Origin of the sequence: Pseudomonas palmensis, assembly GCF_049942755.1 — a bacterium.
Lineage (GTDB): Bacteria > Pseudomonadota > Gammaproteobacteria > Pseudomonadales > Pseudomonadaceae > Aquipseudomonas > Aquipseudomonas palmensis.
Window position 1 is genome coordinate 4,341,042 of sequence record NZ_CP187958.1, and the last position, 18,157, is coordinate 4,359,198.

Sequence of the window (18,157 nt, forward strand, 5' to 3'; positions counted from 1 at the left end):
TTTTCTTCTGCTCAAAGTGGATAGATGCAGCCGCAGCTGCGGCACCAAGATAGACCTCAACGCGGCGCAGGGGAAGCCAGGCCTTGCCCGCCCGCGCCACACACACCCTTGCGCATGCCCTGCATCACGACAACGAGGTTCTCATGAATACCCCCTTCGATCAGCTGTCCACCTGGCTGAAAGAACACAAGATCACTGAAGTGGAATGCGTGGTCACCGACCTGACCGGTATCGCCCGCGGCAAGATCGCCCCCACCAACAAGTTCCTGCATGAGCGAGGCATGCGCCTGCCGGAAAGTGTGCTGCTGCAGACTGTGACCGGCGACTTCGTCGAGGACGAGATCTACTACGACCTGCTCGACCCGGCCGACATCGACATGCTCTGCCGCCCCGACTCGACGGCCATCTACCCGGTACCCTGGGCGCTGGAGCCCACCGCGATCGTGATCCACGACACCTTCGACAAGCAGGGCAACCCCATCGAGCTGTCGCCGCGCAACGTGCTCAAGAAAGTCCTCAAGCTGTACGCCGACAAGGGCTGGCAACCGATCGTGGCACCGGAGATGGAGTTCTACCTGACCCAGCGCTGCGAAGACCCGGACCTGCCGTTGCAGGCGCCACTGGGCCGTTCGGGCCGCGCCGAAAGTGGCCGCCAGTCGTTCTCCATCGATGCCGCCAACGAGTTCGACCCGCTGTTCGAGGACGTCTACGACTGGTGCGAGGCCCAGGGCCTGGACCTGGACACGCTGATTCACGAAGACGGCCCGGCGCAGATGGAAATCAACTTCCGCCACGGCGACGCCCTGGACCTGGCCGACCAGATCACCGTGTTCAAGCGCACGATGCGCGAGGCCGCGCTCAAGCACAACGTCACCGCCACCTTCATGGCCAAGCCGGTGGGCGACGAGCCGGGCAGCGCCATGCACCTGCACCAGAGCGTGGTCGACAGCGCCACCGGCAAGCCGATCTTCGTCAATGACGACGGCAGCATGAGCGAGCTGTTCCTGCAGCACATCGGCGGCCTGCAGAAGTACATCCCCAAGGTGTTGCCGATGTTCGCGCCCAACGTCAACTCGTTCCGCCGCTTTCTGCCCGACACCTCGGCACCGGTGAACGTGGAGTGGGGCGAAGAGAACCGCACCGTGGGCTTGCGCGTGCCCACCTCCAGCCCCGAGTCGATGCGCGTTGAGAACCGCCTGCCCGGCGCCGATGCCAACCCGTACCTGGCGATTGCCGCCAGCCTGCTGTGCGGCTACCTGGGCATGGTCGAGGGCATCGCGCCCAGCGCCCCGGTGCAGGGGCGTGCGTATGAGCGGCGCAACCTGCGCCTGCCGATCACCATCGAGGACGCGCTGGCGCACATGGAAGACTGCCCGACCATCGAACGCTACCTGGGCAGCAAGTTCGTGCGCGGCTACGTGGCGGTCAAGCGCGCCGAGCACGAGAACTTCAAGCGCGTGATCAGTTCGTGGGAGCGTGAGTTCCTGCTGCTGAGCGTGTGATGCGCTGACCTGCCGATCATCGATAAAACAATCAGAAGAGGTGTCGATATGCGTCTGTTGAAATCCGTGTTGCCGGTGGCCCTGGGGTTGCTGTGGGGGGCCGCCGCACAGGCCCAGCCAAGCGTCAGCGTGTACAACTGGACCGATTACATCGGCCCCACCACCCTGGCCGACTTTCAGGGGGCGACCGGGATCAAGGTGATCTACGACGTGTTCGACTCCAACGAAACCCTGGAGGGCAAGCTGCTGGCGGGGCGCACCGGCTACGACGTGGTGGTGCCGTCCAACCACTTCCTGGCGCGCCAGATCAAGGCCGGGGCGTTTCTGGAGCTGGACCGCTCGCAACTGCCCAACTGGAAGAACCTCGACCCGGTGCTGCTCAGGAAACTGGAGGACAACGACCCCGGCAACCGCCACTCGGTGCCCTACCTGTGGGGCACCAATGGCATCGGCTACAATGTCGACAAGGTCAAGCAGGTGCTGGGCATCGACCATATCGATTCGTGGGCGGTGCTGTTCGAGCCCGAGAACCTGAAAAAACTCAGCCAGTGCGGCGTGTCGTTCATGGATTCTGCCGACGAGCTGTTCCCGGCAGTGCTCAACTACATGGGCCTGGACCCGCGCAGCGAAAACCCGCAGGACTACAAGAAGGCCGAGGCCAAGCTGCTGGCGCTGCGCCCGTACATCACCTACTTCCATTCCTCCAAGTACGTCACGGACCTGGCCAACGGCGACATCTGCATCGCCTTCGGTTACTCCGGCGACGTGTTCCAGGCGGCCAACCGCGCCAGGGAAGCCCACAACGGCGTGAACATCGCCTATTCGATTCCCAAGGAGGGCAGCAACCTGTGGTTCGACCTGCTGGCGATCCCGGCCGATGCCACCAACCCCAAGGAGGCGCACGCCTTCATCAACTACCTGATGGACCCGCAGGTGATCGCCAAGGTCAGCACCCTGGTGGGCTACGCCAACCCGACGCCGGCTTCGCGCCAGTACATGGCCGCCGACCTGGTCGACAACCCCGAGGTGTATCCGCCCCAGGCGGTGCTCGACAAACTGTACATCTCCAGCACCCCCACGCCGGCCATCATGCGCTTGATGACCCGCTCGTGGAGCAAAGTGAAATCGAACAAATGAACAACGTGAATGGCAATGCGCAACACGCCCGTTCGTACTACGCAGCGACGGCCAGACGCCAGGCCGACTACCCCACGCTGGAGCAGGACCTGATCGCCGATGTGTGCGTGATCGGCGGTGGCTTCACGGGGGTCAACACCGCCATCGAACTGGCTCGCCGCGGGCTTTCGGTGGTGTTGCTGGAGGGGCGGCGCATCGGCTGGGGTGCCAGCGGGCGCAACGGCGGGCAACTGATTCGCGGCATCGGCCACGAGGTGTCGGGGTTTGCCCGCTACGTGGGGCAGGAAGGGGTGGCCTACCTGCAACGCGCCGGCATCGAGTCGGTGGAGGTGGTGGGCCGCCGGGTGCAGGAGGACGGCATCGACTGCGACCTGCGCTGGGGCTTCTGCGAGCTGGCCAATACCCCGGCGCAGTACGCAGCGTTCCAGGCTGAACAGCAGAGCCTGGAGGCGCTGGGCTATCGGCACCAGACCCGACTCTACGGGCCGCAGCAGATGCACGAGGTGGTGGCGTCGAAGGTGTATGCCGGCGGGCTGCTGGACATGGGCTCCGGCCACCTGCACCCGCTCGACCTGGTGCAGGGCGAGGCGCGCCTGGCGGCGTCGCTGGGGGTGCAGGTGTTCGAGCACAGCACGGTGCTCGAACTGGTGCATGGCCCCACCGTGCAGGTGCGCTGCGCGCGCGGCAGCGTGCGGGCCGGCAGCCTGGTGCTGGCGTGCAATGCGCACCTGGACGACCTGGAGCCACGCCTGAGCGGCAAGGTGCTGCCGGCCGGCAGCTACATCATCACCACCGAGCCGCTGTCGGCACCGCGCGCCACCGGGCTGATCCCACAGAACCTGGCGCTGTGCGACCAGAAGGTCGGCCTGGACTACTACCGCCTTACTGCCGACCGGCGCCTGCTGTTCGGCGGGGCCTGCCATTATTCCGGGCGCGACCCGGCGGATATCGCCGGCTACATGCTGCCCAAGCTGCTCAAGGTGTTCCCGCAGCTGGCGGATGTGCGCATCGACTTTCAGTGGGGCGGCAAGATCGGCATTACCGCCAATCGCTTTCCGCAGGTGGGACGCCTGCAGCAGCACCCCAACGTGTTCTACGCCCAGGGCTATTCGGGGCACGGGGTGAACGTCACCCACTGGACGGCGAAGTTGCTGGCCGAGGCGATCCACGCCGGGCATAGCCAGGGCCTGGATATCTTCAGCAAGGTGCCGCACATGACCTTCCCCGGCGGCCCGGCCCTGCGCTCGCCACTGCTGGCGCTGGGCATGTTGTGGTACCGCCTGCGCGAGCTGCTGGGGTAGGGCGGCGCAAATCGCCGGTTGCAGCTACTGTGCATCTATCAGAGGCTCACAAGAAGGCTCGGTCATGCGCTCATTCGCTGCAGTTTGCTGTCTTGCCGTGTGGTTGATCGCTGTTCTGCCGGGCTCTGCCGCCGCGGCGCCGCCTGCGGTGGTAGCCGAAGACAAGGCCCAGGTGCTGGAGCAGAAGGCTGCCGAACAGGGGCGCGAGGCCAGCGTACCCAGCGACCAGGCCATCACCCGCAGCGAAGTGCAGGCGGTCGACCCCAAGGGCGAGGCCGCGCTGGATGACGCGATCACCTGCCTGGCGCGCACCCTCTACTGGGAGGCCAAGGGCGGTGAGGCGGCGGACATGCAGGGTGTGGCCAGCGTGGTGATGAACCGGCTGGGGCACGAAGGGTTTCCGGGCACCGTGTGCGAGGTGGTCAAGCAGGGCATCAAGGAGCGTACATGCCAGTTCTCGTGGTGGTGCGACGGGCGCTCGGACGATGTGGAAGAGCCGGTGCAGTACACCGTGGCCAAGGAAATCGCGCGCAAGGCGCTGAATCAGCAACTGACCGACAGCACCGATGGTGCGATGTACTTTCATGACCGCCATGTGCATCCCGCGTGGGCCAGGACGTACTTGAAGACCGCCGAAACCCCCAGGTTCCTGTTCTACAAGCCGCGTGCGGGGGAGGCCCGTTGAAGGGGCGACGCGGTTACGAGCAGCCCGGGTAGGTGGTGCATTGGCGCCCGTCCATCTCGAAGGTGCTGAAGGTCTGCTGGCGGTAGCTGCAGGAGGCTTCGCCAACCCACTTCCATTGTGAAGCGCAGGGCTTCATGCCATTGCCGACCGGTGACCAGTTCTCGGGATAAAGCGGCCACTCCTTGTCGATGAGGCGGTACACGAAGCGCAGGTCGGTCTTGTTCAGCTGGGTGTAGGCGACGTTGGCGACCGGGCCGGGGTGCCTGGAGGTCCGCTCCAGGGGTTGCCACTGGCTGTCGGCGGCGAGGCAGTCGATGTCCCTGGCCAGCACGTGGCGCTCATGCCCGGGCACGATGTGGTAGGCCGTGCCGCACAGGCGGCGCACAACCAGCTCGGGGTCTGCGTCGCGCACCGGCCCAGTGCCGTCGGGCAGTGCCGGCAATACCTTGACCCCCGCCAGGCTGTACCGCCCGCTGGGGGACTTGATGCTCACTGTGATGTTGTCCAGTTGCTGGGTGCAACTGCCGATGGTGTAGGTCAGCGGGATCCTGAACGTGACGGTGCGCGCGTCGGGGTGCGCATCGGCCTGGTCGGTGCGGTACTGGTTGGGGCGCGAGCGCATGCCGCCGGTGGCGGGGGAGGCCACGGTGCAGCGGTACGGGTCGAGCGGGGCGTAGCTGGCGTTATAGGTGACGCCGTGGTTGGGCGGGAGTTCGGCGATCAGCGTGGTGCTGCTCAAGCCGTAGTGGCTGGTGGCGCCCACGACGCTTTCCTTGGCGACGAAACCGATCAGGCTGCAGGCGGGCAGCAGGGGCAGGGCCAGTAGCAGGTACAGCGGTTTCATCCGGGGCCATCCGTGGGCAAGTGCGGGAGGGGATGGTGCGCGATTGTGCGGGTGTGGGCAAGGGGCTGCACCGACCCAGTCGCGGGTCAAGCCCGCTCCCACAGGATCACCGCAGTCATGTGGGAGCGGGCTTGACCCGCGATGGGTAGTTGGCCGTCATGCCAGCCCCTCAGAACGACCGCACAATCCGCCCCAGCGTCTCCATCGCCTGCTCCGACTGCTCGGTCCAGGGGCTGCCGTAATTGAGGCGGATGCAGTTGCGAAACCGCCGCGTCGGCGAAAAGATCGGCCCCGGCGCAATGCTGATGCCCTGGGCCAATGCCATCTGGAACAGCTTCAGCGAGTCCATCTGCTCCGGCAGCTCCAACCACAGGAAGTACCCGCCGCTGGGGTGGCTGACCCGCGTCTGCGCCGGGAAGTGCCGGGCAATTGCCGCCAGCATGGCGTTCTGCTGCTCTTCCAGCGCATAGCGCAGGCGCCGCAGGTGGCGGTCGTAGCCACCATGCTGCAGGTAGTCGGCAATCGCCGCCTGCGCCGGCATCGATGCACACAGCGAGGTCATCAGCTTGAGCCGCTCGATCTTCTGCGCATAGCGCCCGGCCGCCACCCAGCCGATCCGGTAGCCCGGCGCCAGGCTCTTGGAGAACGAGCCGCAATGCATCACCAGCCCTTCGGTGTCGAATGCCTTGGCCGGCTTGGGCGCCTGCTGCGCGTAGTACAGCTCGGCATACACGTCGTCTTCGATCAGCGGCACCTGGTGCACGCTCAGCAGCTCGACCAGCTGCTTCTTCTTGTCTTCCGGCATGCTCGCGCCCACCGGGTTCTGGAAGTTGGTCATGCACCACACGGCCTTGACCGGATGCCGCTCCAGCGTCTGCGCCAGCACCCCCAGGTCGATGCCTTCGCGCGGGTGCACCGGAATCTCCACCGCCTTGAGCTTGAGCCGCTCCAGAATCTGCAGGCAGGCATAGAACGCCGGTGCCTCGATGGCCACCAGGTCACCCGGCTCGGTTACCGCCTGCAGGCACAGGTTCAACGCCTCCAGCGCACCGTTGGTGATCAGCAGTTCTTCCATCGGCAGCATCAAGCCGCCGACCATGTAGCGCAGGGCGATCTGGCGGCGCAGTTGGGGGTTGCCCGGCGACAGGTCGGTGACCACCATGCGCGGGTCCATCTCGCGGCTGGCGCTGGCCAGCGAGCGCGCCAGGCGCGGCAGCGGGAACAGGTTGGGGCTGGGGAACGCCGAACCGAAGGCCACTGTCTGCGGGTCCTTGATCGAGTCGAGGATCGAGAACACCAGCTCACTGACGTCCACCTCGGTCGATTCGCTGGCCTGCTCGATGATCTGCGGCTCGTTGAACTGGCGCGGGGCGTGGGTGTTGACGAAGTAGCCCGAGCGCGGCCGGGCCCGGATCAGCCCGCGACGCTCCAGCAGGTAGTAGGCCTGGAACACCGTGGACGGGCTGACCCCGTGGGTCTGGCTGGCGTAACGCACCGACGGCACGCGCTGGCCGGGGCCGAGTACCCCGGAGCGAATCAGTTCGGCAATGTCGTCGGCGAATTTCTCGTAGCGTTTCATCATGGCTCTGGGCGGTCTGACTCAGCGGAGTGTATGTGATCAGCGGTTCAAAGGCGCGACAAAACGGCTGCGCGCAAGGCTGCGCACGTTCGGCTGGTCGGTGTCGATGAGTTCGAAGCTGATCTCCTGGGAGCTGCTGGGCGCACGGTCGGCCAGCATCGCCACCGAGACCGGTATATCGCTCATCTCGCTGGCCGCCAGGGTGAACTCGGTCTTGCCATGCAGTTCGAAGCCCTCGGCGTCCACCAGGCGCAGGCGGTAGGTCTGCGGCTGCTGGGTCTTGTTGATGACCTTGAGGGTGTAGATGTTCTCGATCTGCCCCAGGGCGTTCTCGCGGAACAGGCCGCGGTCCTTGATCACGTCCATCGACACCATCGGGCGTTGCTGCAGGGCGATCACCAGGGCGCCGATCATCACCACCAGCACGGTCACGTAGCCCAGCAGGCGCGGACGCATCCACTGGGTGGTGCCGCCTTGCAGGGTGTGCTCGGACTTGTAGCCGATCAGCCCGCGTGGGTAGCTCATCTTGTCCATGATGCTGTCGCAGGCGTCGATGCAGGCAGCGCAGCCGATGCACTCCATCTGCAGGCCGTCGCGGATGTCGATACCGGTGGGGCATACCTGCACGCACATGTGGCAGTCGATGCAGTCGCCCAGGCCCTGGGCCTTGTGGTTGGCGTCCTTCTTGCGCGGCCCGCGCGACTCGCCGCGCTGCGGGTCATAGGCGATGGTGAGGGTGTCCCTGTCGAACATCACGCTCTGGAACCGTGCATACGGGCACATGTGCATGCACACCGCCTCGCGCAGCCAGCCGGCGTTGATGTAGGTGGCACCGGTGAAGAACAGGATCCAGAACAGGCTGACGCCACCCAGCTGCAGGGTGAACAGCTCCTGGGTCAGTGGCCGGATGGGGGTGAAGTAGCCGACGAAGGTCAGTGCGGTCAGCAGGCTGACGCCCAGCCACAGGGTGTGCTTGGCTGCGCGGCGCGCCAGCTTGTTGGGGCCCCAGGGCGCCGCATCGAGCTTGATGCGCTGGTTGCGTTCGCCCTCGGTGACCTTTTCGCACCACATGAACACCCAGGTCCAGGTGCTTTGCGGGCAGGTGTAGCCGCACCAGACGCGCCCGGCGAACACGGTGATGGCGAACAGGCCGAAGGCGCAGATGATCAGCAGCGCCGACAGCAGGATGAAGTCCTGCGGCCAGAAGGTGGCGCCGAAGATGTGGAACTTGCTGTCGGCCAGGTCCCAGAGGACCGCCTGGCGCCCGTCCCAGTTCAGCCAGACGGTGCCGAAAAACAGCAGAAACAGAAAACCCGCGCCACCCAGGCGCAGGTTTCGGAAAAAGCCGGTGAAGCTACGGGTGTGGATGTGTCTGTCGCTGCTGGCGGCCTTCTTCTTGAACGTGGAGGGCTCGGCAATTTCAACGATCTGGACGGGAATTCGTTCGCTCATGGTTCGTCGCTCATCAGGCCTCGATCAGGCCAGAGCACTATGGCGTCCCATCTGTTTGCATAACAGGTGCAGATATCTGGATAAAAACCGTATCAGATTATCCCTTGAAACCCTGCAGCCCTTATATGATCGAGCCCTCCTCGGAGGTCTTCAAATGCCTGCGACTATCCACCGCACCTGCCACGGTGAGCGCGTCAGCCTCTGCCTCGGTGATCGGCACCCGTTGCCCGGCCAGGGTCGCGATCGACATGCGCAGGTCGGCATCGGTGATGATCTGCACCTCTGCCGCTTCACCTTCGATGTTCAGGTCGTCGGCTATCAGGGTGCAGCGCTTGGTGGTTTCGTTGATTTCAATGGGCATGGCGGTGTCCTCGAACGGGGGGCTTACAGCTGTGACTCCGTTGCCGGCCGGGTTGCTGAGCGTGGCCGATCAGCGGTCGACAGCACTCGCGCGCCAGGCTGTTGTCCATCCAGTATCCCCTTGCTGATGGACGCTGCTCATGGACGCCTGGTGGCACCAAGTCTGGTCGACACTGATTGCCGAATTCGCCGATATCACCGATGCCAAGCAACTGACGCAGGTGACGGTGCGCCTGTTGATGGCTGCGCTGCTGGGGGCGGTGCTGGGCTTCGAGCGCGAGCTCAAGGGCAAGGCGGCGGGAGTACGCACGCACATGCTGGTGGCCATCGGTGCGGCGCTGTTCGTGCTGGTGCCGCGCATGGCCGGGGCGGACGACGCAGCGTTGAGTCGGGTGGTGCAGGGGATCGTCGCCGGCATCGGCTTTCTGGGGGCGGGCACCATACTCAAGGGCAAGGAGGACGATGCGGGTCATGTGAAGGGCCTGACCACTGCTGCGGGCCTGTGGATGACCGCCGCCATCGGCGTGGCCGCAGGCATGGGGCGCGAAGCCACTGCACTGGTGAGCACGGTGCTGGCGTTGCTGGTGCTGGGGGTGATGCCGTGGGTGGTCGACCGCCTGGAGAAGCATAAGCCAGAGGATGACCAGCAGAACGAGTAGGGCAGCAAGCACTGAGGGGAGCCTGGGCTCCCCTCAAATTTTGTTGCGTGTGCTCTTTTTATTATTGGAGGGTGGTCTATTGTTGTTTTTGGCGACCCTTGCCTCTTGTTGCGTTGCGATCCCCATCCGGGATCAAGAGCAAACGTATTTTTTTGAGCGCTGATCGACCTTTATCATTGCTGATCCAACCGAGACGGGCGCTACCTTGGGGTAGTTTTATTGTTCTCTGTCAGGTCGCGGGGCACGCCCCCGAAAAGCCATCCACTTCAAAAAAATCTGTTAGCTGCGCCTCTGCCGTGTTGTTCTTGTTATGTCAGAGCCGGTACGTCTTATTTTTATTGGGTTGTCGCATTTTTTATTGTTGTTGTACGAAAGATATTGCAGGTGCCGTGCCAACTTTTTAAAACCCAATAAAATCAATGGTTTGCTGGTTTGGTGGAAAAATCGTCACGGGAAATTGTGCTGATTTGTTTCCGTGTTACCCGGATTTTTCCTGTCGGGTGTGGGGGCGGTAACACTCGCCCCCCATTGACCCTGTTGCTGCGCACCGTTACCGGGCAGCGCGTGCCCTGGCCACACGCGAACCGCTGGCGCGGCCCAGCACGGCACTGATGCGCTGGCCGGCGTCGATCAGCTTGTCCAGGTCGATGCCGGTCTCGATACCCAGGCCCTGCAGCAGGTACAGCAGGTCTTCACTGGCCACGTTGCCACTGGCGCCCTTGGCATACGGGCAGCCGCCCAGGCCGGCGACCGAACTGTCGAACACATTGATTCCCTCCAGCAGGCTGGCGTACACGTTGGCCAGCGCCTGGCCGTAGGTATCGTGGAAGTGCCCGGCCAGCTCGGCACGTGGCACCTGCGCGCCGACCACTTCGAACAGGCGGCGGGTGGCGCCCGGGGTGCCGGTGCCGATGGTGTCGCCCAGCGACACTTCATAGCAGCCCATGTCGCGCAGCTCGCGGGCGATGGGGGCGACCTGCTCGGCATCTACCTGGCCTTGATAGGGGCAGCCCAGCACGCACGAGATATAGCCGCGTACCTTCACCCCGTGTTCGCGCGCCGCGTGCATGATGGGCGCGAAGCGCTGCAGGCTTTCGCTGATCGAGCAGTTGATGTTGCGCTGCGAAAACGCCTCGGACGCGGCGGCGAACACGGCCACCTCCTTGACGCCTGCGGCCAGTGCGTCTTCGAAACCGCGCAGGTTGGGGGCCAGCGCCGCATAGGTGATGCCGGGCTGCTGGCGGATGCTGGCGAACACGTCGGCCGAACCGGCCATCTGCGGTACCCACTTGGGCGAGACGAAGCTGCCCACCTCGATATAGGACACACCGGCGTCGGTCAGGTCATCCACCAGGCGGACCTTGTCCGCCACGCTGATGGGTTGGGCTTCGTTCTGCAGGCCGTCGCGGGGGCCGACTTCGACCAGACGCACATGGGTAGGCAATGACATGGCTAGGGTTCCTGTGGGCCTCAATGGCCGTTTTTCTGATTGTTCAGGGTGGTGGCCAGCGCCTGCTGGCAGCGCTCCTCGGCGGTGTCGAGTTCCAGCTGCATCTGCTGGATGTCGAGCAGTTGCTGTTCGAGCTGGGCGCGGCGCTCGGCGATCTTCGCCAGCATGCTGTGCAGCTGTTTCTGATTGCCGCTGGTGGGGTCGTAGAGTTCGATCAGCTCGCGGCACTCGGCCAGCGAGAAACCGATGCGCTTGCCGCGCAGGATGAGCTTGAGGCTGACCTTGTCGCGGGCCGAATACACACGCTCCAGGCCACGACGTTCGGGGCTGAGCAAGCCCTGCTCCTCATAGAAGCGGATGGCCCGGGTGGTGATGTCGAGTTCGCGGGAAAGGTCGGAGATGCTGTAGGTCTGGCTGCTCATTGCATGGCTCGGGGAAGGGGGCATGCGGCTAAGCTACTGGCTGGTTGACGTATACGTCAAGCAGGCATTCGGGATGCCTGTCGCGGGTCACGCCCGCTCCCACAGCTTCAGCGCAGGTCGGGTGGGAGCGGGCTCGACCCGCGATGGCTTCAACGCAGCCCGCAGCTTATGCGCGTGCCTCCCGCTCGTCCTGCGCCACCACCGCCTGGCACAACTCGATCATCTGCTCGCGCATCCAGCGGTTGGCCGGGTCCTGGTCGGTGCTTTCATGCCAGTACAGGTGGGTTTCCAAAGGCGGCACGTCGCCCACCGGCAGGCTCACGTAGCTCAGTTGATGGCGCCGCGCGAAGCGCTCCGGCACGGTCATCACCATGTCGGTCTGCTGCAGCACCTGCGAGGCCATCAGGTAATGCTGCGAGCGCAGCGCGATCTTGCGCTTGAGCCCCTGCTTGCCGAGCGCCAGGTCCACATACCCCAGGCCGTTGCGCCGGCTGGAGATCTGGATGTGGGTCAGGCTCAGGTAATCCTCCAGGCTGATCCTGTCCCTGGCCAGCGGGTGGCCCTGGCGCATCGCGCACACGAACGGGTCTTGCATCAGCTTGACGTGACGCACCTGCGGGTCGGTGTTCAGCGGTGCATCCACGGCAAAGTCCAAGCGTCCGGCGGCCAGTTCCTTGGTGGTCTCGCGGCGCTTGCACAGAAAGCTCTCGATCACCACGTTCGGCGCCAGCCGGCGCAGGCGCTGGAACAGCGATGGCAGCACCACCGCCTCGGTAAGGTCGGTCATGCTGATGCGGAAGGTCTTGTTGGCCTGCAAGGGGTTGAAGATGCGGCTCTCCTGCACCGACACCCGCAGCAGCGACAAGGCATTGCGCACCGGGCCGATGATGTTCTGGGCCATGGGCGTGGGCACCATGCCCTGGGCCGTGCGCACGAACAGCGGGTCGTTGAAGGTCTCGCGCAGCCGCGCCAGCGCGTTGGACACCGCAGGCTGGGTGATGCCGACGATCTGCCCGGCACGGGTCAGGTTGGCTTCGGTGTAGATCGCATCGAAGACGATGAACAGGTTCAGATCGACCTTGCTGAGGTTCATGGATGCCGCTCTTGTTGGAGTTATGGCCCGATCATATATCGGTTATGAATGTTTATACACGCCGAGAATAGGCTAGGTGGATTTTGCCCGGTGATCTAGCATCCAAGCCAGATCTCTTAAATCACTCGCCTTTCCCAGCAGGTACCGCTCATGGATTTCGCCTATTCACCCAAGGTCCAGGCACTGCGCGAACGCGTCACCGCGTTCATGGACGCCTATGTATATCCCGCCGAGGCGGTGTTCGAACGCCAGGTTGCCGAAGGTGATCGCTGGCAGCCGACCGCGATCATGGAAGAACTCAAGGACAAGGCCAAGGCCGAGGGCCTGTGGAACCTGTTCCTGCCCGAGTCGCAGCTGGGCGCCGGCCTGACCAACCTGGAGTACGCGCCGCTGGCCGAAATCATGGGCCGCTCGCTGCTGGGGCCGGAACCGTTCAACTGCTCGGCCCCGGACACCGGCAACATGGAGGTCCTGGTGCGCTACGGCAGCGAGGCGCAGAAACGCCAGTGGCTGGAGCCGCTGCTGCGCGGTGAGATCCGTTCGGCGTTCGCCATGACCGAGCCCGACGTGGCCTCGTCCGACGCCACCAACATGGCCGCACGGGCGGTGCGCGACGGTGACGAGTGGGTGATCAACGGCCGCAAGTGGTGGACCTCCGGCGCTTGCGACCCGCGTTGCAAGATCATGATCTTCATGGGCCTGAGCAACCCGGACGGGCCGCGTCACCAGCAGCACTCGATGATCCTGGTGCCTACCGATGCACCGGGGGTGAAGATCGTTCGCCCGCTGCCGGTGTTCGGCTACGACGATGCGCCCCACGGCCACGCCGAGGTGCTGTTCGAGAACGTGCGCGTACCGTATGACAACGTGCTGCTGGGCGAAGGGCGCGGCTTCGAGATCGCCCAGGGCCGTCTCGGGCCGGGGCGCATCCATCACTGCATGCGTTCGATCGGCATGGCCGAGCGTGCCCTTGAGCTGATGTGCAAGCGTTCGGCCGAGCGCACCGCATTCGGCAAGCCGCTGGCGCGCCTGGGTGGCAACATCGACAAGATCGCCGACTCGCGCATGGAGATCGACATGGCCCGGCTGCTGACCCTCAAGGCGGCCTACATGATGGACACCGTCGGCAACAAGGTGGCCCGCAGCGAGATCGCGCAGATCAAGGTGGTGGCACCGAACGTGGCGCTGAAGGTGATCGACCGGGCCATCCAGATTCACGGCGGGGCAGGGGTCAGTGCCGACTTCCCGCTGGCCTACATGTACGCGATGCAACGCACCCTGCGCCTGGCCGACGGGCCGGATGAAGTGCACCGCGCGGCGATCGGCAAGTACGAGATCGGCAAGTACGTGCCCCGGGAGATGCTGCGCAGCGGGCACTGAGCCCGCGTCGATGCCCTCGCGGATCGCCTGCTGACCGGGTGGGGCGGGCCTGATCCGCGAGGGTATTCGACACGCTGCCCGAGGCTACTCCACCCGTTTCACCTCCTCGGCCGCCGTTCGTGTCTTGAACAGCGACAGCAGCACGCCACCGGCCAGCAGCCCGAACGTCACGCACAGCGACAGCAGCGGCGGCACCTTGCCGATCAGGCCGTGGGCGAAGATCTTGCCGCCGATGAATATCAGCACCAGCGCCAGGGCGTACTTGAGGTAAACGAAGCGGTGCACCAGCGCCGCCAGGGCGAAGTACAGCGCACGCAGGCCCAGGATGGCGAAGATGTTGGAGGTGTACACGATGAAGGGGTCCTGGGTGATCGCCAGAATGGCCGGCACGCTGTCTACCGCGAACACCAGGTCGGCCAGCTCGATCAGCACCAGGGCCAGGAACAGCGGCGTGGCGTACAGCAGTGCCCTGGGCTGGCCAGCCGGCTTGAGGCGCACGAAGAAGCGCGCCCCATGCAGGTCATCGGTTACGCGCATGTGCCGGCGCACGAACCTGATCACCGGGTTGTGTGCCAGGTCCGGGTGCGTTTCGTGGCGGGTGAACAGCATCTTGAGGCCGGTAAACAGCAAGAATGCGCCGAACAGGTACAGTATCCAGTCGAATTCCTGCACCAGCGCACTGCCCAGGCCGATCATCAGGGCGCGCAGCACCACCACGCCCAGAATGCCCCAGAACAGCACGCGGTGCTGGTAGCGGCGCGGGATGCCGAAAAAGCCGAAGATCATCGCCATGACGAACACGTTGTCCATCGACAGCGACTGTTCCACCAGCAGCCCGGTATAGAACTCCAGCGCGCTCTGCGCACCCAGCTCCAGCCACACCCAGCCACCGAACAGCAGCCCCACGCTGAAGTAGGCCGAGTACAGCAGCAGGCTTTCGCGCATTTCGATGTCGTGCGGGCGACGGTGGAGCACGCCAAGGTCCAGGACCAGCAGAGCCACCACCAGGGTGATGAACACCAGCCACAGCCACACGGCCGTGCCCAGGAAATCGTCGAAGAGAAATAACGGCAGAGCGCTCATGAGCCCCTCCTTGTCGTCGTAGTTGTATGAAAACAACTGTGACTCCGACATGGCGGCGATCAGCCGTCAGAGGGGCCCGGTGTCACTGAGCCAAAGCCTAGCTCGCCTCTGGAAAGGGTGAGGGGGGAGGCTGTTACAAATGGTTTCCCGGGTGGGTGAGTCAGTAGACCCAGACTTCCACGCGGCGATTGCGGATTCGGCCTTCTTCGGCGGCATTGGTCGCCACTGGCATCTGACCGCCGAGGCCCGTCACTTCGCGCAGGTTCACCCCTTCGCGCACCAGTTCGCGGCGTACCGCCATGGCCCGCAGGCGCGAGAGCAGGGCGGCGCGGTCGGGGTCGTCCTTGGCGTCGCCAAACCCCACCAGCACCACGCTGTGCTGCAGCTTCTGGTGTTCGCGCAGGTACTCCAGCACGCGCTGCACATCGCGCAGCGCCTTGTTGTCGAGGCTGGCGCTGCCTTCCTGAAAGCGGAAATTGACATTCAGGCGCCTGGCGTTGGCGATCAACTGGCGGTACTGCGCCGGCATGCCCGGCAAGGCCTGTACCTGGACCGGCCGCACCTGCTGTGCGACGAACCCGCTGCTGGCCACGATGGCCTGGCCCGCTGCGCTCTGGGCGAACTCCACCAGGGCACTGGCCAGCGGGTTGCGCTGGGCGGGCGGCAGGTACAGGTACAGTCGCCGCGACAGCGGGTAGTCTTCGCTGGCCACCAGGGCGGGGGTCGGCAGCATGGCCTGGGAGGTGCCGTCGACGATGGCCAGCACCTTGGCCCCGTGCACCGACGCCAGGCTGCTGAAACCGATGGCCTGGCGGTCGGCACTGACCTCGTCGGCCAACTGCTCGCCGGACTCGAAACGCCTGGCGTGGCTGGCCAGCGAATACTGCTGGGCGTCCAGCACCAGGGCCTTGAAGGTGTCGAAGGTGCCCGAGCGGTCATCGCGGGCGTAGAGGTGGATCGGCCCGCTGCCGGCGCCCAGTTCATCCCAGGTGGTGATGCGGCCGGCGAAGATCTGCGCCAGTTGCGTGGTGCTCAGCTGGGGCAGCGGGTTGTCCGGGTGCACGATGACGGCCACGCCATCGAGGGCGATGACCTGTTCGGCGTCGGCACTTTTCAGGTCGCCCAGCGCGTGCAGCGCCTGCTGCTCGCTGTCGTTGATCGGGCGTGAGGTGGCCGCCAGGTCGGCGTCGCCGCTTTTGAGCGCGGCAAAGCCGGTGCTCGAGCCATGGGCGGCAATGCTCACGCGCAGTGTCTGGCCCTGTGGCGAAACCCCCTGCACCCACACCTCGTTGGGCCGTGCGCCGGGCAGGGTCTGGATCGACCGGGCGCCCTGGGCCTGCAGCAGGCCGCGTACCAGCGCGGGGCCGAGCACGCTGCCCACGGTATTGGAGCCTTGCAGGCGCAGGCTGGCCGGCTCGGCGCAGCACAGCGCCGGCAGCAGGCCAAGCAGCAGACAGAAAGATCGCAACATTACCGGGGGTGCTCTGCACTCAAGATGGTGAGCGCAGATTAAGACAGATCGATGACAGTCCAATGACTGCCATCGAGCGCATGGCTCAGTTCAGTTCCAGCCAGATCGGCGCATGGTCGGAGGGTTTCTCCATGGCGCGCAATTCGTAGTCGACCCCGGCGGCCTTGATGCGCGGCAGCAGTGCCTGGGAGGTCAGGATCAGGTCGATGCGCAGCCCGCGCTTGGGCTCGTCCTCGAAGCCGCGGCTGCGGTAGTCGAACCAGCTGAAGCGGTCGGCCACTTCCGGGTGCAGATGGCGGAAGCTGTCGGTCAGGCCCCAGTTCTTCAGGCGCGCCATCCACTCGCGCTCTTCGGGCAGGAAGCTGCACTTGCCGGTCTTCAGCCAGCGCTTGGCATTGTCGGGGCCGATGCCGATGTCGCAGTCCTCGGGCGAGATGTTCACATCGCCCATCACCACCAGTGGCTGGTCGTTCTGGAATCGGGATTCGAGCAGGGCCTGCAGGTCTTCGTAGAAGCGCTGCTTGGCCGGGAACTTGGTGGGGTGGTCGCGGCTTTCGCCCTGGGGGAAGTAGCCGTTCATGATGGTGATGGGGTTGCCGTGCTCGTCGGCGAAGGTGCCCCAGATGAAACGCCGCTGCGCGTCCTCTTCATCGGTGCTGAAGCCCTTGACCAGGCTCAGCGGCGCCTGGCGCGACAGCAGGGCGACACCGTAGTGGCCCTTCTGCCCGTGAAAATGCACGTGGTAGCCCAGCGCCTGCACCTCGGCCAGCGGGAACTGCTCGTCGGACACCTTGGTTTCCTGCAGGCCGATCACGTCCGGCTGGTGCTTTTCGATCAGCGCGGCCAGTTGATGGGGGCGGGCGCGCAGGCCATTGATGTTGAACGAGACGATCTTCATGGGGGGCGCAATCCTAGGCAAATCGGGAATGCTAGCCGATGGCGCCCGGCGTGTCAGCACGCGTGGCGTCCTGGCCTATAGTCAAAGGGAACGTTGGCCAGCGCGCACTACTCAGAAAGAGGCATTGAAGCCCACCAGGAGAGTCACCATGTCCGATACCCCTGCCGTACCGGCCGAAGTTCGTCAGCTCGACAGCGGCTACAGCCGTGAGGCGCGCTCGCTGCTGTACCAGGCCTACCGGCATGAGCCGACCTTTCGCTACCTGTTCGAGGCCGATCGCCCCGGCTACGACCATCGCGTGCGCGCCACGGTACGCGAGCTGGTGCGTCAGCATTTCTTCCAGGACCTGCCGGCGCTGGGCCTGCTGGTGCAGGACCGGCTGATCGGCATCGCCCTGATCGCCCCGCCGCAGCGGCGCCTGGGCATCACCGAGAGCTGGGCGTGGCGCCTGCGCATGCTGCTGAGCGCCGGCCTGCGCTGTACCCGGCGCTACCTGGACTACCAGGCCGCGGTCATGGCCTGTGTGCCGGGCGACGCGGTGCATGTGCTGCCGCTCCTGGGCATTCACCCGCAGTTCCAGGGCCATCACTATGGCGAACAGTTGCTGCTGGCGCTGCATGACTGGTGCGCCGAGGACGAACAGTCCGAAGGGGTGGTACTGAATACCGGCAATGACCACTACCTCGAGTTCTACAAGCGACAGGGCTACCTGGAAATCGGTGAAATTGCTGTAGGACCAATCCGCGAGCATGTGTTTTTTCATCCCAATCCCCAGCGTTTGCGCCAGGCACAGGCCTGAAGGGGTGGTGTATCAGACCGTCGGCGAGCTGCGGGCAACCGC

17 protein-coding genes are annotated in these 18,157 nt (G+C 64.9%); 7 read left to right on the forward strand and 10 right to left on the reverse strand.

The features are described 5' to 3' along the window. Positions 1–143 precede the first annotated feature (143 nt). The 4 genes from ACPRTJ_RS20085 (at position 144) to ACPRTJ_RS20100 (ending at position 4,625) form a co-directional block, all read left to right on the forward strand. Positions 144–1,502 carry a glutamine synthetase family protein gene (locus tag ACPRTJ_RS20085; protein WP_043860899.1) on the forward strand — a complete coding sequence of 453 codons (1,359 nt, stop codon included), beginning with the start codon at positions 144–146 and terminating at the stop codon, positions 1,500–1,502. A 48-nt stretch (positions 1,503–1,550) separates the two neighbouring features. Continuing rightward, positions 1,551–2,639 (forward strand): polyamine ABC transporter substrate-binding protein, encoded by a 1,089-nt coding sequence (locus tag ACPRTJ_RS20090; RefSeq protein WP_043860898.1) that lies wholly within the window; start codon positions 1,551–1,553, stop codon positions 2,637–2,639. Then, complete coding sequence (locus ACPRTJ_RS20095) at positions 2,636–3,940, forward strand: NAD(P)/FAD-dependent oxidoreductase (protein WP_058541233.1); 1,305 nt, start codon at positions 2,636–2,638, stop codon at positions 3,938–3,940. The genes ACPRTJ_RS20090 and ACPRTJ_RS20095 overlap by 4 nt, the downstream gene beginning before the upstream one ends. A gap of 64 nt (positions 3,941–4,004) precedes the next feature. Further along, positions 4,005–4,625: a cell wall hydrolase gene (locus ACPRTJ_RS20100; protein ID WP_104572634.1), complete on the forward strand. Its 621-nt coding sequence runs from the start codon at positions 4,005–4,007 to the stop codon at positions 4,623–4,625. A 13-nt stretch (positions 4,626–4,638) separates the two neighbouring features. Here ACPRTJ_RS20100 and ACPRTJ_RS20105 read toward each other — a convergent pair whose 3' ends face one another. The 4 genes from ACPRTJ_RS20105 to ACPRTJ_RS20120 all read right to left on the reverse strand — a co-directional run bounded on the left by ACPRTJ_RS20105 (position 4,639) and on the right by ACPRTJ_RS20120 (position 8,861). Next, a complete protein-coding gene (locus tag ACPRTJ_RS20105; RefSeq protein ID WP_100633379.1) occupies positions 4,639–5,469 on the reverse strand; it encodes a hypothetical protein in 831 nt (276 codons plus the stop codon). 169 nt (positions 5,470–5,638) lie between these two features. Further along, positions 5,639–7,048 carry a GntR family transcriptional regulator MpaR gene (gene mapR / locus ACPRTJ_RS20110; protein WP_043860894.1) on the reverse strand — a complete coding sequence of 470 codons (1,410 nt, stop codon included), beginning with the start codon at positions 7,046–7,048 and terminating at the stop codon, positions 5,639–5,641. A gap of 39 nt (positions 7,049–7,087) precedes the next feature. Continuing rightward, a complete protein-coding gene (gene ccoG / locus ACPRTJ_RS20115) occupies positions 7,088–8,500 on the reverse strand; it encodes a cytochrome c oxidase accessory protein CcoG (RefSeq protein ID WP_043860893.1) in 1,413 nt (470 codons plus the stop codon). A 121-nt stretch (positions 8,501–8,621) separates the two neighbouring features. Next, on the reverse strand, positions 8,622–8,861 hold the full coding sequence (locus tag ACPRTJ_RS20120) for a DUF3203 family protein (RefSeq protein ID WP_054915115.1): 240 nt from the start codon (positions 8,859–8,861) through the stop codon (positions 8,622–8,624). A gap of 139 nt (positions 8,862–9,000) precedes the next feature. Here ACPRTJ_RS20120 and ACPRTJ_RS20125 point away from each other — a divergent pair, with 139 nt between their 5' ends. Then, entirely contained in the window at positions 9,001–9,519 is a 519-nt protein-coding gene (locus tag ACPRTJ_RS20125; protein ID WP_058541229.1) for an MgtC/SapB family protein, read from the forward strand. 550 nt (positions 9,520–10,069) lie between these two features. Here the strand turns inward: ACPRTJ_RS20125 and ACPRTJ_RS20130 are convergent. The 3 genes from ACPRTJ_RS20130 to ACPRTJ_RS20140 all read right to left on the reverse strand — a co-directional run bounded on the left by ACPRTJ_RS20130 (position 10,070) and on the right by ACPRTJ_RS20140 (position 12,484). Further along, a complete protein-coding gene (locus ACPRTJ_RS20130) occupies positions 10,070–10,969 on the reverse strand; it encodes a hydroxymethylglutaryl-CoA lyase (RefSeq protein ID WP_104572632.1) in 900 nt (299 codons plus the stop codon). A gap of 20 nt (positions 10,970–10,989) precedes the next feature. Continuing rightward, positions 10,990–11,391 (reverse strand): MerR family transcriptional regulator, encoded by a 402-nt coding sequence (locus ACPRTJ_RS20135; protein WP_043860889.1) that lies wholly within the window; start codon positions 11,389–11,391, stop codon positions 10,990–10,992. A gap of 166 nt (positions 11,392–11,557) precedes the next feature. After that, positions 11,558–12,484, reverse strand: coding sequence for a LysR family transcriptional regulator (locus ACPRTJ_RS20140; RefSeq protein WP_104572631.1), 927 nt, complete (start codon positions 12,482–12,484; stop codon positions 11,558–11,560). A gap of 150 nt (positions 12,485–12,634) precedes the next feature. Between ACPRTJ_RS20140 and ACPRTJ_RS20145 the strand changes: the two genes are divergently transcribed. Next, complete coding sequence (locus tag ACPRTJ_RS20145) at positions 12,635–13,864, forward strand: acyl-CoA dehydrogenase (protein WP_043860887.1); 1,230 nt, start codon at positions 12,635–12,637, stop codon at positions 13,862–13,864. Positions 13,865–13,948: 84 nt separating this feature from the next. Here ACPRTJ_RS20145 and ACPRTJ_RS20150 read toward each other — a convergent pair whose 3' ends face one another. From ACPRTJ_RS20150 to xthA, 3 genes are all read right to left on the reverse strand, one after another. Then, complete coding sequence (locus ACPRTJ_RS20150) at positions 13,949–14,947, reverse strand: TerC family protein (RefSeq protein WP_078480753.1); 999 nt, start codon at positions 14,945–14,947, stop codon at positions 13,949–13,951. Positions 14,948–15,107: 160 nt separating this feature from the next. After that, a complete protein-coding gene (locus tag ACPRTJ_RS20155) occupies positions 15,108–16,418 on the reverse strand; it encodes a substrate-binding domain-containing protein (RefSeq protein ID WP_104572630.1) in 1,311 nt (436 codons plus the stop codon). Between the two features lie 85 nt (positions 16,419–16,503). Beyond that, positions 16,504–17,316: an exodeoxyribonuclease III gene (gene xthA / locus ACPRTJ_RS20160; RefSeq protein WP_043860884.1), complete on the reverse strand. Its 813-nt coding sequence runs from the start codon at positions 17,314–17,316 to the stop codon at positions 16,504–16,506. Between the two features lie 148 nt (positions 17,317–17,464). Between xthA and ACPRTJ_RS20165 the strand changes: the two genes are divergently transcribed. Next, entirely contained in the window at positions 17,465–18,115 is a 651-nt protein-coding gene (locus ACPRTJ_RS20165; protein WP_043860883.1) for a GNAT family N-acetyltransferase, read from the forward strand. Positions 18,116–18,157 lie beyond the last annotated feature (42 nt).

Excerpts from the sequence above, each read along its gene's own strand:
- ACPRTJ_RS20085 (WP_043860899.1), top strand. The coding sequence starts at position 144 with ATGAATACCCCCTTCGATCAGCTGTCCACCTGGCTGAAAGAACACAAG.
- ACPRTJ_RS20090 (WP_043860898.1), top strand. The coding sequence starts at position 1,551 with ATGCGTCTGTTGAAATCCGTGTTGCCGGTGGCCCTGGGGTTGCTGTGG.
- ACPRTJ_RS20095 (WP_058541233.1), top strand. The coding sequence starts at position 2,636 with ATGAACAACGTGAATGGCAATGCGCAACACGCCCGTTCGTACTACGCA.
- ACPRTJ_RS20100 (WP_104572634.1), top strand. The coding sequence starts at position 4,005 with ATGCGCTCATTCGCTGCAGTTTGCTGTCTTGCCGTGTGGTTGATCGCT.
- ACPRTJ_RS20105 (WP_100633379.1), bottom strand. The coding sequence starts at position 5,469 with ATGAAACCGCTGTACCTGCTACTGGCCCTGCCCCTGCTGCCCGCCTGC.
- mapR (WP_043860894.1), bottom strand. The coding sequence starts at position 7,048 with ATGAAACGCTACGAGAAATTCGCCGACGACATTGCCGAACTGATTCGC.
- ccoG (WP_043860893.1), bottom strand. The coding sequence starts at position 8,500 with ATGAGCGAACGAATTCCCGTCCAGATCGTTGAAATTGCCGAGCCCTCC.
- ACPRTJ_RS20120 (WP_054915115.1), bottom strand. The coding sequence starts at position 8,861 with ATGCCCATTGAAATCAACGAAACCACCAAGCGCTGCACCCTGATAGCC.
- ACPRTJ_RS20125 (WP_058541229.1), top strand. The coding sequence starts at position 9,001 with ATGGACGCCTGGTGGCACCAAGTCTGGTCGACACTGATTGCCGAATTC.
- ACPRTJ_RS20130 (WP_104572632.1), bottom strand. The coding sequence starts at position 10,969 with ATGTCATTGCCTACCCATGTGCGTCTGGTCGAAGTCGGCCCCCGCGAC.
- ACPRTJ_RS20135 (WP_043860889.1), bottom strand. The coding sequence starts at position 11,391 with ATGAGCAGCCAGACCTACAGCATCTCCGACCTTTCCCGCGAACTCGAC.
- ACPRTJ_RS20140 (WP_104572631.1), bottom strand. The coding sequence starts at position 12,484 with ATGAACCTCAGCAAGGTCGATCTGAACCTGTTCATCGTCTTCGATGCG.
- ACPRTJ_RS20145 (WP_043860887.1), top strand. The coding sequence starts at position 12,635 with ATGGATTTCGCCTATTCACCCAAGGTCCAGGCACTGCGCGAACGCGTC.
- ACPRTJ_RS20150 (WP_078480753.1), bottom strand. The coding sequence starts at position 14,947 with ATGAGCGCTCTGCCGTTATTTCTCTTCGACGATTTCCTGGGCACGGCC.
- ACPRTJ_RS20155 (WP_104572630.1), bottom strand. The coding sequence starts at position 16,418 with ATGTTGCGATCTTTCTGTCTGCTGCTTGGCCTGCTGCCGGCGCTGTGC.
- xthA (WP_043860884.1), bottom strand. The coding sequence starts at position 17,316 with ATGAAGATCGTCTCGTTCAACATCAATGGCCTGCGCGCCCGCCCCCAT.
- ACPRTJ_RS20165 (WP_043860883.1), top strand. The coding sequence starts at position 17,465 with ATGTCCGATACCCCTGCCGTACCGGCCGAAGTTCGTCAGCTCGACAGC.